The 15,065-nt window shown below is 45.1% G+C and carries 13 protein-coding genes; all 13 read left to right on the forward strand.

The window, feature by feature from the left end:
• The first annotated feature begins 35 nt into the window (after positions 1–35).
• A complete protein-coding gene (locus VB077_RS05005) occupies positions 36–2,075 on the forward strand; it encodes a molybdopterin-dependent oxidoreductase (protein ID WP_323414126.1) in 2,040 nt (679 codons plus the stop codon).
• Positions 2,076–2,093: 18 nt separating this feature from the next.
• Positions 2,094–2,639 (forward strand): 4Fe-4S dicluster domain-containing protein, encoded by a 546-nt coding sequence (locus VB077_RS05010; RefSeq protein WP_323414127.1) that lies wholly within the window; start codon positions 2,094–2,096, stop codon positions 2,637–2,639.
• 333 nt (positions 2,640–2,972) lie between these two features.
• Positions 2,973–3,668 (forward strand): molecular chaperone TorD family protein, encoded by a 696-nt coding sequence (locus tag VB077_RS05015; protein WP_323414128.1) that lies wholly within the window; start codon positions 2,973–2,975, stop codon positions 3,666–3,668.
• A 57-nt stretch (positions 3,669–3,725) separates the two neighbouring features.
• On the forward strand, positions 3,726–6,299 hold the full coding sequence (locus VB077_RS05020; protein ID WP_416337033.1) for a molybdopterin-dependent oxidoreductase: 2,574 nt from the start codon (positions 3,726–3,728) through the stop codon (positions 6,297–6,299).
• Between the two features lie 13 nt (positions 6,300–6,312).
• Positions 6,313–6,855 carry a DMSO/selenate family reductase complex B subunit gene (locus VB077_RS05025; protein ID WP_323414130.1) on the forward strand — a complete coding sequence of 181 codons (543 nt, stop codon included), beginning with the start codon at positions 6,313–6,315 and terminating at the stop codon, positions 6,853–6,855.
• 33 nt (positions 6,856–6,888) lie between these two features.
• Positions 6,889–7,761 carry a dimethyl sulfoxide reductase anchor subunit family protein gene (locus VB077_RS05030; protein ID WP_323414131.1) on the forward strand — a complete coding sequence of 291 codons (873 nt, stop codon included), beginning with the start codon at positions 6,889–6,891 and terminating at the stop codon, positions 7,759–7,761.
• Positions 7,762–7,781: 20 nt separating this feature from the next.
• Positions 7,782–10,355 carry a molybdopterin-dependent oxidoreductase gene (locus tag VB077_RS05035; RefSeq protein WP_323414132.1) on the forward strand — a complete coding sequence of 858 codons (2,574 nt, stop codon included), beginning with the start codon at positions 7,782–7,784 and terminating at the stop codon, positions 10,353–10,355.
• A 16-nt stretch (positions 10,356–10,371) separates the two neighbouring features.
• Positions 10,372–10,914 carry a DMSO/selenate family reductase complex B subunit gene (locus VB077_RS05040; protein WP_323414133.1) on the forward strand — a complete coding sequence of 181 codons (543 nt, stop codon included), beginning with the start codon at positions 10,372–10,374 and terminating at the stop codon, positions 10,912–10,914.
• A 34-nt stretch (positions 10,915–10,948) separates the two neighbouring features.
• Positions 10,949–11,824: a dimethyl sulfoxide reductase anchor subunit family protein gene (locus VB077_RS05045; protein WP_323414134.1), complete on the forward strand. Its 876-nt coding sequence runs from the start codon at positions 10,949–10,951 to the stop codon at positions 11,822–11,824.
• A 274-nt stretch (positions 11,825–12,098) separates the two neighbouring features.
• Entirely contained in the window at positions 12,099–12,644 is a 546-nt protein-coding gene (locus VB077_RS05050; protein WP_323414135.1) for an NADH peroxidase, read from the forward strand.
• 130 nt (positions 12,645–12,774) lie between these two features.
• Positions 12,775–13,320, forward strand: a complete 546-nt coding sequence (locus VB077_RS05055) for an NADH peroxidase (RefSeq protein ID WP_323414136.1) — start codon at positions 12,775–12,777, stop codon at positions 13,318–13,320.
• A gap of 216 nt (positions 13,321–13,536) precedes the next feature.
• Positions 13,537–13,998 (forward strand): IS200/IS605 family transposase, encoded by a 462-nt coding sequence (tnpA, locus tag VB077_RS05060; RefSeq protein ID WP_323414137.1) that lies wholly within the window; start codon positions 13,537–13,539, stop codon positions 13,996–13,998.
• A gap of 216 nt (positions 13,999–14,214) precedes the next feature.
• Positions 14,215–15,018, forward strand: a complete 804-nt coding sequence (locus VB077_RS05065; RefSeq protein ID WP_323414138.1) for a basic amino acid ABC transporter substrate-binding protein — start codon at positions 14,215–14,217, stop codon at positions 15,016–15,018.
• The last annotated feature ends 47 nt before the right edge of the window (positions 15,019–15,065 follow it).

Consider the following 15,065-nt stretch of genomic DNA (forward strand, 5'->3'; position numbering starts at 1 on the left):
TACTACTGCTATACCATGTTGTTTGAGGAGGGGCTATGATTTATCATAATGTCTGTCCGCGCAATTGTTATGATACATGCGGCATATTATCCCATGTGCAGAACGGACGTTTAGTCAAGGTTGAAGGCGACCCTCATCATGGCTATACCCAAGGTAAGCTCTGTGCTAAAGGATATGCCTACACCGAATATGTGTATAGTCCCCAACGCTTGCGTTATCCGTTAAGACAAGTTCCGAGAGGATCGGGAAATTGGCAGCGTATAAGCTGGGAAGAGGCCCTGCAAGTGATTGCCGATAAAATTATCGAGCTTCACCGGCGGTATGGGTCTTCTTTGGCGTGCGCGTATAATAAGTTTTCGGGAAATCTGGGAATTCTGCATTATGCGACAGAGGGCATGTTTAGGGGCTTCGGCTCTCACACCAAGCTTCATGGTAATTCTTGTTTAGCAGCGGGAAGTGATGCTTTCATCTATAATCACGGGCAGCTTAAGATTAAAGACCCTGAAGACATGGCTGAAGCGAAAAAAATTGTTCTTTGGGGGGTTAATCCTGCACGAACGGCCATTAATCAATGGAAATTTATCAATCAAGCGCGAGATAAAGGAGCCAAGCTCCTGGTCATTGATCCGCTGTATACGGATGCGGCAGTCCAATCGGATGTCTATCTTCAAATCAGACCGGGAACCGATGGGTTGTTAGCGATGGCGGTTCTTACCATTCTTTTAGAAGAGGGACAGCTCAATTCCGAGTATATCCAAAAACATATCTCCGGATGGGAAGCTTTTCAGAGTTATCTTCAGGAAAAGGTGACACTTGAAAAAGCGAGCCAAGTCACGGGGATACCTCTAGAGGGAATTCACGAGCTGGCGGATTATTATAAACAAAAGCCCTGTGCGACTTGGGCAGGCTTTGGCCTCCAACGGTATTCGAATGGGGGCCAAACGATGCGATGTATTGATGCTTTGGTTGCTCTCAGCGGCAACTCCTTAAAGGGGGGCGGCCTTTACTATAACAATACATTAGGCATATTTAAGGAGAACATTATTAATTTCCCAAGGCCCAAGAGTCAAGAACCGATCATCGAACGGGGAATAGATATTAACCGATTTGCCCAAGAGGCCTTAGCTCTATCCGATCCTCCGCTAAAATTCTTATGGATTGCCAGCCGTAATCCCTTGAGTCAAGATCAAGACCGTCAGGACTGGCGTAAACTTTTGCAAGAACTGGAGCTTGTCGTAACGGTCGATTTATTTATGAATGAAACGGCTGCAGAGTCGGATATCGTTTTGCCGGCGGCGAGCCTGTTTGAAGAGTATGATCTAAATCTAAGCTATTGGCATCAATGGATCGCGATTAATCAGAAGGCGATTCTGCCTTTTTATGAAGCCAAGAGTGATTTGGAGATTGCTCGAAGTTTAACGAAGGTGTTGAATCATCTTCATCCCAATTTCTCAAGCTTTCCTGATCAACTTACAGCTTTGGATTGGATTGCCCGCGAATTAACGCCGGAAATCCTTGAAAGGCTGGGGATATCCGATTGGCAGGAACTTTTGAAAGGACCGCGCAAACTAAGGATGACAGATGTGAATGGGTATGAACAAATCTTTCCGACAGGGACAGGAAAGTTTCAACTTTATTCTTTTCAGGCCAAAGAAAACCAACTTCCTGCTTTGGCAAGATTTCTGGAGCAGAGGGAAGCGAAGAATCCGTTATATCCCTTACGCCTTCTTACACCGCAGAGCTTGCTGCGGATTCATTCCCAATATAGAAATGTTTCATGGCTGAACCAGAATCAGCAGGCGGAAGTCGTGGAAATGAATCCCGGGGATGCTAAGCAAAGAAATTTAGGGGAAGGTGAAAATGTATCTGTTTTTAATGAATGGGGAATGTGCCAGCGAAAACTGAGACTGAATAGGCGTGTCCCACAAGGGGTTGTTGTGATTGCCCAAAGCGGCAGAGATTCTATTAATCAATTATTAGCAAGGCAATCCGCAGATATGGGTACTCTATACTCAAGCTCACGGGGGGCGGCCTATTATGATGCATGGGCAGAAGTCGGAAAAAGCATGAATTGAGAGGGGATGAGGGTAGCCATGCTTAAAACGAAAGGCTTTATTTTTAATGTGGAGAGGTGTGTTGGCTGCCATTCGTGTGAAATTGCCTGCAAAAATGAGAATAAAACCGCACCTGGGGTTCAGTGGCGGCGAGTGACCAAAAATCAAGATGGGACATATCTCTCTATTTCCTGTAATCATTGCTCAAGCCCGGAGTGTTTCAGAGTTTGCCCGGAACATGCCTATGTTAAAAGACGGGATGGCGTGGTCCTGATTGATTCCAACCTCTGTTCCGGGTGCAAAACATGCGTTTCGGCCTGTCCTTACAAGGCTCCCCAGTTTGATTATGCTCAGAACAGAACAGGCAAATGCAATTTCTGTATTACTCGTCAAAAAGAAGGGCTGCTTCCCGCTTGTGTCAGTGCCTGCCCGACAGGTGCTCTGCAAATGACGGATCTCAGCCAAAATTTAAAAGAGGGTACGGTAGCCACTGTGGAGGGATTTCCCGATATTCGTCTGACAAAACCCTCCATTCGCTTTTATCCAAGTAAGCCTAAAAAACGATATTGGCTGAAAGACAGCTAAATCGGGAAAATAACACAGCTAATAAAAGCATTTAAAAGGATACTTAATAGACCCAATAGTGTAGCTCTCGCATAGAAGTGAACGATTTGCGTAGGGGCGTGCAGGTTTACGAAGCTTTCATAGCTTAGCGAAGCCAGTGGTTCACCTCAGGTATTGCCCTGGGGTTTGGCGTAGCTGCTATGAAAGCAAGTAAACCAGCCCCGAAGCGCTTAAGTGAACGGATATGCGAGAGCTACAATAACTTAACGCTGATTTTACAAATTAACACGAAGTTATTTGTAGCCTTTTACAAAGATCTTTGTGTAATAATGAACATGAAAGGGAGGTGTTATCATGGACCGAAGAAATGGGTTAAGAGTTCAACCTTTATTGGAAACGCGGGTATTTGTTTACGACATATTAAGAAGAACTTTTTTAAGCGAACCGTCTCAAGAGTTTTTAAATCTTTTTATGGACAATAATTTTACGAAAGAGTTCCCATTTAGTGAGGAAAATGAGGCGATCCGTGAAGGAATTGATCAAATTGCCGTATTTGTTAAAGAACATGATTTAAGAATTAAAGATAATTACGATGCTTTGCATTGGGATTATACGCGCATGTTTATTGGACCGGACAAATTACCCGCTCCGCTTTGGGAATCGGCATACTTGAATAAAGAACGCCTTCTTTTTCAAGAACAAACCCTCAAGGTCAGGCACGCCTATTTAAAATATCAATTCCTGCCGAAAGAGTTTCGCAAGGAAGCGGATGACCATTTAGGGTTGGAATTAGATTTTATGTACCAACTGAGCAGACTTTCCCTGCAGTACTTACATCAGGATCCCAAGAAGCAAAGAGGGGTTCTGGAAGATCAAAAGGCGTTTTTGGAAGAGCATTTATTAAAGTGGGTTCCCGAACTGACTGCAAAAATTTGTGACAGTGCTAAGTTGAGTTTTTATCCGGCGATGGCCAAGATTCTCAGCGGTTATCTGATCTTAGATATTGAGGCACTCAAAGAGCTTTTAGATATTAATTATGAAGTGGTTTAAATTTACTGGAGGTGAATTACCGTGGCAAAACTTATTGAGAAGGCCATAAATTACAAAATGAACAGGAGGTCCTTTATTGGCTTAACGGCCGGTACCGCAGCAGCGATTACCCTTCCGGGCTGTGGACTGACAAAAGTAGATTCAACTACGGCTGCGGCAAATCTTGCGAATAAAGAGGGCGAGTGGATTCCGGCAGCCTGCTGGCACAATTGCGGCGGACGCTGCTTGAACAAAGCCTATGTTGTCGATGGGGTTGTCGTCAGACAGAAAACAGATGATACCCATACCGACTCACCTGATTATCCGCAGCAAAGAGGCTGCCATCGCGGACGTTCCCAAAGACATGATGTCTTCGGGGCTGATCGCCTGAAATATCCCATGAAGCGTAAAAACTGGGCACCCGGCGGCGGTAATAAGGAATTACGGGGCAAAGACGAATGGGTCCGTATTTCATGGGATGAGGCGTTGGATCTTGTAGCCGGAGAATTAAAGCGAATTAAAGAACAATATGGGAATAAATCCATTCTCGGTTCAAACAGACTCCTTAATTTCTACGGCGGGGGCCTTGTGCGATGGGGATCATCTTCCTCAGGGGCCTGGGGAGTCGTTCAAGAATGTATGACAGGGATGTTCTCCTGGAAGTCAAACGATAGATTGGACTGGAGAAATGCGAAACTCATTGTTTTATGGGGATCCAATCCTGCCCGTGCTAACTTAGGAAATCCGACTTACAATCTTATGCAGGCGAAAAAAGCGGGAGCAAAAATTGTCATTGTCGATCCTTTTGTCACGCCATCGGTAAAAACATTAGCGGATGAGTATATTCCTTGCCGACCGGGAACCGATACGGCCCTGCTTCTGGCAATGGCTTATCACATGATTGAAAAGAATCTGCAAGATCAGGATTTTCTGGATCGGTGTACGGTAGGATTTGATAAAGATCATCTACCGGAGGGAGCAGACCCTAAAGAGAATTTCAAAGATTATGTTTTAGGGACTTATGACGGTGTTCCGAAAACTCCGGAATGGGCTTCCGAAATATGCGGAACAGACCCGCAACTGATTAGGGAATTTGCCACCGAAATAGCCACAACTAAACCGATGATTTTTACTTCGTCCTTTGCACCTGCACGTACTTACAGAGGACAGCAATTCTGTCAGGCCTTCCTTACCGTGGGTTGGATGACCGGAAACGTAGGAAAACCGGGTGCCGGAGTCTGGACGATGAACTATGCGGCTAATCAAAGTTATGGGGGTAAAACCCTTGTCAAAGCCGGAGCTACAGGTCTTCCTCCCGCTAAAAATCCATTATTCCCGGATGTAACCTATGGACCCTATGATGGTTACCGATGGGCTAACCCCAAAAATCCGATTGCCAATGGTATGGCCTATTGTGAAACGTATGATGCCATCTTAAACGGTGAATATACCGGAACAAACGGACGAGGGAAAGTTCCTTGCGATATTCGCTTAATTTGGCTGATCCGTGATGGATACGGCTACAATTACCTCAACCAATCCTCGGATATCAATAAAGGAATTGAAGCCTTCCGCAAAGTCGACTTTGTCGTAACCAATGATATTGTTCTTTCAACCATCTCAAAATACGCGGATATTGTTTTACCGGCAACGACGGAATGGGAAAAAGACGGAATGATCTTGCAAGGAAATCCGGAAGCGATCTTTGTTACGCCAAAAGTAGTGGACCCGCTTTTTGAGACCAAAACCGAAGAGTGGATGGATTGTGAACTTGCCAAACGCCTCGGCTTAAATCCCGATGAAATTTATCCGATCAGTAGGAAACAACAATTTTTCAACGGCCTTGCCGGAGCTAAAGTGATCAATGAAGACGGAGTAAACTACGAGACGCTCGTCACGATTACGGATCAAGACATTCAAGAATGGGGCGTTAAGGGTAAACCCCAACAAGGAAAGATTGCGTTGAATGACCTAGTGAAACAAGGGGTTTACCAAGTGTCGAGAACCCCGGGTGACAAACTCGGTATGATTCAAGGCGCCGATTTTGTGAAAGATCCCGGGGCTCATCCGCTCACGACCAAAAGCGGCAAACTCGAAATCTACTGTCAAGCTCTATCCGATAAGATCGCAGCATACGGCCTAACGACGATCCCCCCCATCGCGAAGTATGAACCGCCAATGGATGGCTATGAAGCTACTTTCAAAGATTGGAAAAGTAAAGAGAAGGGTGAATATCCCTTCCAGCTTGTGACGATTCACTATGGAAGACGTTCTCATTCTACCTACGATAACATTCCTCAGCTGAGAGAAGCCTATCCTCAGGACTTCGTGATGAATAAAAGAGACGGGGAAGCTCTCGGCCTTAAAAATGGAGATACCGTTTTAATTGAGAGCGCCTGCGGGAAAGTGATCCGACCCCTTACCCTCACCGAAGCCATGATGCCGGGTGTGGTCGCTCTTGGTGAAGGAGCCTGGGCAGAGTTTGATGAGAACACAGGTGTCGATAAAGCCGGCGCCACCAATACCCTTTGCGCCGCCCGGTTAAGCGGACAAGGAGAAGAACCTTGGAATACAACGATTGTTCGTGTTGGGAAATATAACGGTGAACCGTTAAAGCCGGATGATGAGTGGAAGCAAAGAGTTATATTTTAGGAGGTGATACCTGATGGGACAAAAAGGGTTTTATTATGATTCAGTTGTTTGTACGGGATGTAAGGCATGCCAAATTGCCTGTAAAGATAAAAATGATCTGAAAGTAGGGGAGCTGTTCCGTAAAGTATATGATTTTGAAGGCGGAACGTATCCCGATGTCTGGGGATATTCCCTTTCTTTAGGCTGTAATCACTGCGATCACCCAAAATGTGCTGAAAACTGCCCGACCGGCGCCATTTACAAACGTGAAAAAGATGGCTTGGTCGTTCAGGATCGGAATAAATGTATCGGCTGCAGATTGTGCACCTGGTCTTGTCCTTATGGACGTCCTCAATACCTTAAAGAACAGGGCAAAAGCGGAAAATGCGATGGATGTGCTGACTTGGTCGACCAAGGCTTAAATCCGGTCTGTGTTGATGCCTGTCCGATGAGAGCCATCGAATTTGGGGATATTGAGGAACTGCGCCGAAAATACGGCACGAATGCAGACGCCCAAGGCTTACCAAGCTCAAGCGAAACGAAACCTAATGTGGTATTTAAGACAAAGAAAATCTGATTCTATAATTCTTAAGAAAAGGAGGTAAAAGAAATGTTATTTGCAGAAGAATGGCCTCTCATGACCTTTACTTTATTAAGTCAGTTAGCCATTGGAATATTCATCGTTTTGATGCTGGTCAAAGCCATCATTGGAAGTCAGGATGCTCAGGCTTCGAAAGGCATAAAATTTGGATTCACTGTAGTCGGCCCTGTTACCTTGTTAGCTTTAATCTTTTCTGTATTTCATTTGGGGGATCCCTTGGGAGCCCCACGCTCAATCTTAAATTTAGGTTCCTCCTGGTTAAGCCGCGAAATATTGACCGCGGGCGGCTTCCTTATCCTTTGGTTCGTCTTTTGGTGGTTATCCCGTAAGGGTAAAGAGAGCAGCGCTTTAGGCTGGATTACAGCACTGGTGGGTTTAGCGGCGGTATTCAGTATGGCCAACATCTATAGTTCCTCAGTTCGTCCCGCTTGGGATAATGGTAATACCTATATTGCTTTCTTCGGAGCAACCTTTGCCATGGGGGTACTCGGAGCAAGCAGTGCTATCATTTATGGTATGCAGGGGAGTGCCCTATCCTCGACCTTGACTAAAAGTTTGAAGAACATGGGTTATCTTGGTGCGGCAGCTGTCCTGTTACCCCTCCTCTCTCTTCCCGTATTTATCTCCGGATTAAAAGGCGGAGAGGCTGCAGCCGTTGCTTCCGCCCAAATCTTAACCGGAAGCATGGCTATGTTAGTGATCAGTGCAGTCCTGCTGGTCTTAGGTATAGCACTTCTCCTTCACGCCCTATTTAAAGGGGATCCTAAGGTAAAATCGACCTTTGCCAATTTAATCTATGTTGCCTTGGTTCTCGTCCTCATCGGCGAATTCATGTGCCGTTATCTCTTCTATGCAATCGGAATTTCCCCTATTATCGGATAATTTATTGGAGGTGAATTACCGTGGCAAATCTTATTGAGAAGGCCATAAATTATAAAATGAACAGAAGGTCCTTCCTTGGTTTAACGGCCGGTACTGCGGCAGCAATTACCCTTCCGGGCTGTGGACTGACAAAGGTAGACCCGACTACAGCTGCGGCAAATCTCGCGGATAAGGAAGGCGAGTGGATTCCTGCTGCATGCTGGCATAATTGCGGCGGGCGTTGTTCGAACAAGGCTTATGTTGTGGATGGAGTGGTTGTCCGCCAAAAGACGGATGATACCCATCCCGACTCTCCGGATTATCCGCAGCAGCGGGGCTGCAACCGAGGCCGTTCCCAACGGATGCAAGTGTTTGGCGTTGATCGCCTGAAGTACCCCATGAAGAGGAAGAATTGGGAGCCGGGCGGCGGTAAAAAGGAACTGCGCGGCAAAGATGAATGGGTCCGCATTTCCTGGGATGAAGCTTTGGATATCGTCGCCGGCGAAATCAAACGCATCCGGGATCAATATAGCAATCGCGGGATTTTTGCCTCGGGTGCAGGGGATCTGGGGAGAGTGCTTGCTTTAGCCGGCGGTTATATCGGTTCTTGGGGAACCTCCTCATGGGGGTCCTGGCGCTGGGGTCCCGAAAAATTCGGTATGGCGGAAGGGTTTTATGAGCAAAGCATCAATGACCGGATGGATTTGCGCAACTCACAGTTAATTGTGATTGTAGGCGGAAATTCGGCTTGGAGTGCCCCCGGCAATCCAACTTACCATTACCTGCAGGCTAAAAAAGCGGGTGCCAAATTTGTAGTCATTGATCCTATCTATTCGGATACGGTCGAAGTCTTAGATGCCAAGTGGATACCGATTCATCCGGGAACGGATCATGCGATGTTCTTGGGTATGGCTTATACCTTGCTTCAGGAAGACAACCCCACCACCAATCCTTTGATTGACTGGGATTTCCTGAATAAATATACCGTTGGTTTTGACAAGGATCATATGCCGGCCGGGGCTGATCCCAAAGATAACTTTAAGGACTATGTTTTAGGGGTTAGTGACAATACGCCGAAAACGCCGGAATGGGCGGAGCAAATCTGCGGCGTATCGGCAGCGACCATCCGTGAATTGGCGATTCAGATTGCGAAGACAGAGCGTGTCGCTTTGCTGACAGCTTGGGGAGCGGCACGGATTCAAAACTCGGATTCTTGGCCGCAAATGTTTATGACCTTTGGCGCGATGACGGGAAATATGGGCAAATCGGGATGCATGACAGGCGTAAGCTGTCACTACTCAACGGCAAATGGCGGACCCAGCCTGGTCAAACCGGGGGCAGCGGGATTGCCGCCGATTGCCAACCCAATCAAAGAAACCATTAATGATATTGAAATGTGGAAAGCTATTCTTGAGGGTAAATATACGGCAGGTTATAACCAAGTGAAAGATGTCAACATCCAGATGATCTATCATGGCTATGAAGCTCACCTGCAGACGCGTTCGGCCCAAGCCTTAGGAATTGAGGCGCATCGCAAGGTAGAGTTTGTGCTTTCCGCCAGCCACTTTTTAACCACGAATAGTAAATATGCGGATGTCGTACTCCCAATTATTACGGAATGGGAAAAAGTCGGCGGCTTCGGAACGTTTATCAATCGGGACAGCCTTGTTTATTGGCGTCAAATCACAGAACCCCTTAATGAAGCCAAGAGCGAAATGTGGATTGCCCAAGAAATTGCCAAGCGGCTGGGACTTGATGACTCCAAAATTCTGCCGGTGAGTGAAAAACAGCAGTTTTATAATCAGATTGCCGGCAGCAAGGTTATGGCTGCCGATGGCAAAACGATGGAGCCCCTGGTCACTCTGACTGAGGCGGATATTCAGGAACTTGGCGCAACAGGTAAACCTCAGCAGGGCCGAATTACGTATCAAGAACTTAAACAAAAGGGCGTTTATCAAGTTGAACGTAAACCGGGTGACAACCTCGGGTTTATCGCTTATGAAAACTTTGTCAAAGATCCTGCAGCCAATCCTTTAAAAACGGCAAGCGGCAAACTGGAAATCCATTGTCAAGCTTTGGCTGATTTTGTCAAGAGCAAAGGGTTTACTGAAATTAAGCCGATTCCAACCTATAACCCTGCGGTTGAAGGCTACGAAGCGACCTTTAAAGATTTCAAAGCCCAAGTTAAAGGGGATTACCCTCTCCAAGTCATCAATCCTCATTACCTGAGACGATCTCACAGTATTCTCGATAACAATCCTTGGCTGCGGGAAGCCTGGCCGAACCCTGTATTTTTATCAACAAAAGATGCCGAAGAGCGGGGCATCAAAGAGGGTGAAACCGTACTCATCAAGAGTTCACACGGTCAAACCTTACGTCCCGTTCATGTCACCGAATGTATTGTCCCGGGAGTCGTCGGTCTTCCTCACGGAGCTTGGGTTGAGATGGATGAGAAAAATAAAGTGGATAAAGCGGGATCAGATAATATGCTGACAGGCCCGATCACAACCGGACAAGGCATCGGGGGCTGGAACTCAACCCTCTGTCAAGTCGAGAAATGGACAGGGGAGCCTCTTCAGGAAGATTGCAAATGGCCCCTGCGGATCGTTCTCTAGAAAGGAGTGAATGACATTGGCACAAAAAGGCTTTTATTATGACCAAACGAGATGTATCGGCTGCAAGGTTTGTCAGGTTGCCTGTAAAGATAAAAACAATTTAAAAGTCGGCCCTCGTTATCGCCGAGTTTATGATATGGAAACGGGAAAATTCCCCAATCCCCATCGTGCTCATTTTTCAATCAGCTGTAACCATTGCGACAATCCGAAGTGTGTTGAAAACTGTCCTACCGGTGCACTGCAGAAACGGAAAGAGGACGGCATTGTAACCCATGATCATGACAAATGTATTGGCTGCCGCCTTTGCACATGGTCTTGCCCCTATGGAGCGCCTCAATATAAAGAGGACGAAGGTAAAGTCGGCAAATGTGACGGCTGTGCCGATTTAGTGGCTAAAGGGGAAAACCCGGCATGTGTGGATGCCTGTGTGATGCGTTGTTTAGAATTCGGCGATATTGAAGAGCTTCGCAAGAAACACGGAGTGAATGCCGATGCACCCGGTTTGCCCGGCTCGGAGACAACCCATCCCAACTTGATTATTAATGTGAAGGAACACTAAATTTTTAAGGATTAGGCGTAAGGAGGTAAAGAAAATGATTTTTGCCGAAGAGTGGCCCTTGATGACATTTACGCTCTTAGCGCAGTTGAGTATAGGAACATTTATTATCCTCATGCTTTTGAAAGCGCTCATGGAAAATCATGAGGCTCAAGCATCAAAAGCGCTGAGCTTTGGATTTACAGCGGTAGGCGCTGTCACATTATTAGCTTTGATTTTTTCCCTATTTCACTTAGGCGATCCACTGGGTGCTCCGCGTTCCATTTTAAACCGCGGATCATCTTGGCTGAGTCGTGAGATATTAACGACAGGCGGTTTTCTTGTCCTATGGTTTATCTTTTGGCTGCTGATGCGCAAAGGAAAGGAAAGCACTGCCTTGGGTTGGATTACGGCCTTCGTGGGATTAGCCGCGATTTTCAGCATGGCCAATATCTATAGTTCTTCGGTTCGTCCGGCTTGGGCCAATGCAAATACTTATTATGCCTTTTTTGGTGCAACCTTTGCTATGGGTGCCGTTGGTGCTGTGAGTGTTTTTGCCTTGGGTATGAAAGGCGCTGCCTTTTCCAAGAGCGTGACGAAGACTTTGACAACGGTCAGCTATATTGGAATTGCTTCAGTTGTTTTACCCCTCCTTTATTTTCCCTTCTACCTATCCGGATTGAAGTCAGGCGGAGTCACATCATCAGCATCAGCTCAGATTTTGACGGGTAGTATGGGTTCGGTAATCTTCAGCGCCATCCTTATGCTGCTGGGTGCGGTGCTGCTCGTTTTCCTTCTGAAAAAACAGGAGCAGAAAGGACAGCACTTTGCGATGAATACGATACTCATCGCCCTAGCTCTTGTTGTTATCGGAGAATTTATGAGCCGCTATCTTTTCTATGCCAGTGGAATTTCACCGATTATAGGCGGTTAGTTTCCTTTACCCAAATGATTAGTCTCATCCAAGTTTCCCTTTACGGGGAACTTGGATGAGACTTTTGCTTAGTGGCGCTAAGTCCGGCAGGATAAGGGCGACTAGGCCGCTATCTCGCTTCGCTCGCTACCGGCCAAGTCTTCTTTATCCTTTTTCAAAAAAACTTTATAAAAAGCATTGACTTTTAGAATGATTATAATATAATAGGAAATGTAAACAACGACTTTCGAAATTAAATAAAAGAAAATAACAAAAGTTAAAGGAGAGATTTTTAATGAAAAAGTTTGTATGTGCAGTTTGTGGTTACATTTATGAAGGAAATGAAGCACCGGCCCAATGCCCGCAATGTAAAGCTCCGAAAGAGAAATTTACGGAATTAGTTGAAGGAGAACGGCAATGGGCTGATGAACATAAAATTGGAGTTGCCCAAGGCGTAGATCCCGAAGTACTCGAAGGATTAAAAGCGAATTTCAATGGTGAGTGCACAGAAGTCGGAATGTATCTTGCGATGAGCCGTCAAGCCGATCGTGAAGGTTTCCCGGAAGTTGCCGAAGCTTACAAACGGATTGCTTTTGAAGAAGCAGAACATGCTTCAAAATTTGCAGAACTTTTGGGTGAAGTTGTCTTCCCGGATACCAAAAAGAATCTCCAATTAAGAGTAGAAGCAGAATACGGAGCGACCCAAGGTAAGAAAGATCTTGCGACTTTAGCGAAGAAGCTCAACCTGGATGCCATTCATGACACCGTTCATGAAATGTGCAAAGACGAAGCTCGTCATGGCAAGGCTTTCCAAGGATTGCTCAACCGTTATTTCAAATAAGATTATTGTCTGATATTTGAAAAAATGATGATCTGAGGGTATTGATTCGTTAACTTGGTTTAGTTATACTGAACTCAAAGCGGAGAATAAGAAAATAATAATATAAAAAGTAAAAAAGGAGAGATTTTTAATGAAAAAGTTTGTATGTGCAGTTTGCGGTTACATTTATGAAGGAAATGAACCACCGGCCCAATGCCCACAATGTAAAGCTCCGAGAGAGAAATTTACAGAATTAGTTGAAGGAGCACGGCAATGGGCTGATGAGCATAAAATTGGAGTCGCCCAAGGCGTAGACCCTGAAGTACTCGAAGGATTAAAAGCGAATTTCAATGGTGAGTGCACAGAAGTCGGAATGTATCTTGCGATGAGCCGTCAAGCCGATCGTGAAGGTTTCCCGGAAGTTGCCGAAGCTTACAAACGGATTGCTTATGAAGAAGCAGAACATGCTTCAAAATTCGCAGAACTTTTGGGCGAAGTTGTCTTCCCGGATACCAAAAAGAACCTCCAATTAAGAGTAGAAGCAGAATACGGAGCGACCCAAGGCAAGAAAGATCTTGCGACTTTAGCGAAGAAGCTCAACCTGGATGCCATTCATGACACCGTTCATGAAATGTGCAAAGACGAAGCTCGTCATGGTAAGGCTTTCCAAGGCTTGCTTCAAAGGTACTTCGGATAATACAAAACCCAGAATCATTGAAATATTAAATTAAAAAATAAAAGGGACTGTTGGAAAACAGTTCCTTTTATTATGGGCTTTAGCCTGTTGAGCGCAGCGAAATAAAAAACCACCTGCTATGCGGGTGGGGATCCAAAAGTTATACAAAAAAAAGCACCTTTCCGTTAAAGTAGAGTTGTTCAAGCTACTAAATTAACGGAAAGAAAGGTGCTTTTAATGGCTAACAAAGAAAATAGCTTAGCTCACACAAAATGGATGTGCAAATATCATATCGTGTTTACTCCTAAGTATAGAAGAAAGATAATCTTTAATCAATATCGAGAAAGCATAGGAGAAATATTAAAGCAACTTTGTGGCTATAAAGGAGTGGAGGTTATAGAAGGCCATCTAATGCCGGATCATGTTCATATGTTAGTGAGCATTCCACCCAAAATTAGTGTATCAAGTTTTATGGGCTATTTAAAGGGGAAAAGTGCACTAATGATCTTCGACAAACATGCAAACTTGAAGTATAAGTTCGGGAATCGACATTTTTGGGCAGAGGGCTATTATGTGAGTACGGTTGGATTGAATGAAGCAACAATAAAGAAATATATTGAAGAACAAGAGAGACATGACATAGCTCTCGATAAGTTAAGTGTTAAGGAGTACGAGGACCCTTTTAAGGGTAGCAAGTAATACAAATACCCCTTTAGGGGTGGCAAAGGTGGCAAAGACAAGTAGCTTGAACGTATGTGAAAGCCAGCGTCTTTAGGCGCTGGTCAGTAACAAAGGCTTATAGCCTTATCCCAAACCACCCGTTGGACGGGTGGTGATGATATTATTGTCGTGTATTGAATAAAATTGTAGTATTGTGTATAATTATATAATCAAACATTTGGAAGGAGATATTATATGTTTAAGAAAGGATTAAAAGTGGCTCTGGCATCCCTAGTAATTTTGTCGTTAGGATTAGCGGGATGTGGAAATACGAGCAATACACAGGATACTTCAAAGCAAGCGGCAAATTCCGGGAGTGCTAAAGTCCTGAAGGTAGGAACGGACCCGACATTTGCACCCTTCGAATTTGTGGATGAAAAGAATAACACAACCGGCTTTGATGTTGATTTGATGAAGGCGATTGCTGATGACATGGGATATACGGTTCAATATGAAAATTCCGCTTTTGACGGCTTAGTGACTTCCCTGCAAGCCGGTAACTATGATGCTGTTATTGCCGCGATGACGATAACACCTGAGCGCCTAGAGAGTGTGGATTTTTCTGACAAGTACCTCATGGCAGAGCAATTTATTGCCGTTAAAAAGGGTTCCCCAATTAAAACAACGGCAGATCTTAAAGGGAAAAAGATTGGAGTTCAAAGCGGAACAACAGGTCAAACAGTTGTCGAAGGATTAGGAATTTCCCCCTTGAAATTTGATGCCATTCCGGATGCAATGAATGATTTGCTCAATGGCGGCGTGGACGCGGTTGTTGCAGATTCACCGGTTGTCCTCTACTTCATTAAACAAAACCCTAACTTTAATATCGAATATGTCAAGGGTGATTTCACGAAAGAATACTATGGTATTGCCGTGAAAAAAGGAAACACCGAACTTAAAGATAAGTTCAATGCTTCCCTGAAAAAGCTGCATGATTCCGGAACCTATAATGATATTTACAAAAAGTGGTTTAACGTTGATGCTCCGGCCATTCAGTAATTAAGTTTACCGCGCTGATTAAAAGGCGTTCAGAGTGATCTGGACGC

It is taken from the genome of Desulfitobacterium sp., assembly GCF_034927245.1.
In the GTDB taxonomy this organism is placed as follows: domain Bacteria; phylum Bacillota; class Desulfitobacteriia; order Desulfitobacteriales; family Desulfitobacteriaceae; genus Desulfitobacterium_A.

Excerpts from the sequence above, each read along its gene's own strand:
- VB077_RS05005 (WP_323414126.1), top strand. The coding sequence starts at position 36 with ATGATTTATCATAATGTCTGTCCGCGCAATTGTTATGATACATGCGGC.
- VB077_RS05010 (WP_323414127.1), top strand. The coding sequence starts at position 2,094 with ATGCTTAAAACGAAAGGCTTTATTTTTAATGTGGAGAGGTGTGTTGGC.
- VB077_RS05015 (WP_323414128.1), top strand. The coding sequence starts at position 2,973 with ATGGACCGAAGAAATGGGTTAAGAGTTCAACCTTTATTGGAAACGCGG.
- VB077_RS05020 (WP_416337033.1), top strand. The coding sequence starts at position 3,726 with ATGAACAGGAGGTCCTTTATTGGCTTAACGGCCGGTACCGCAGCAGCG.
- VB077_RS05025 (WP_323414130.1), top strand. The coding sequence starts at position 6,313 with ATGGGACAAAAAGGGTTTTATTATGATTCAGTTGTTTGTACGGGATGT.
- VB077_RS05030 (WP_323414131.1), top strand. The coding sequence starts at position 6,889 with ATGTTATTTGCAGAAGAATGGCCTCTCATGACCTTTACTTTATTAAGT.
- VB077_RS05045 (WP_323414134.1), top strand. The coding sequence starts at position 10,949 with ATGATTTTTGCCGAAGAGTGGCCCTTGATGACATTTACGCTCTTAGCG.
- VB077_RS05050 (WP_323414135.1), top strand. The coding sequence starts at position 12,099 with ATGAAAAAGTTTGTATGTGCAGTTTGTGGTTACATTTATGAAGGAAAT.
- VB077_RS05055 (WP_323414136.1), top strand. The coding sequence starts at position 12,775 with ATGAAAAAGTTTGTATGTGCAGTTTGCGGTTACATTTATGAAGGAAAT.
- tnpA (WP_323414137.1), top strand. The coding sequence starts at position 13,537 with ATGGCTAACAAAGAAAATAGCTTAGCTCACACAAAATGGATGTGCAAA.
- VB077_RS05065 (WP_323414138.1), top strand. The coding sequence starts at position 14,215 with ATGTTTAAGAAAGGATTAAAAGTGGCTCTGGCATCCCTAGTAATTTTG.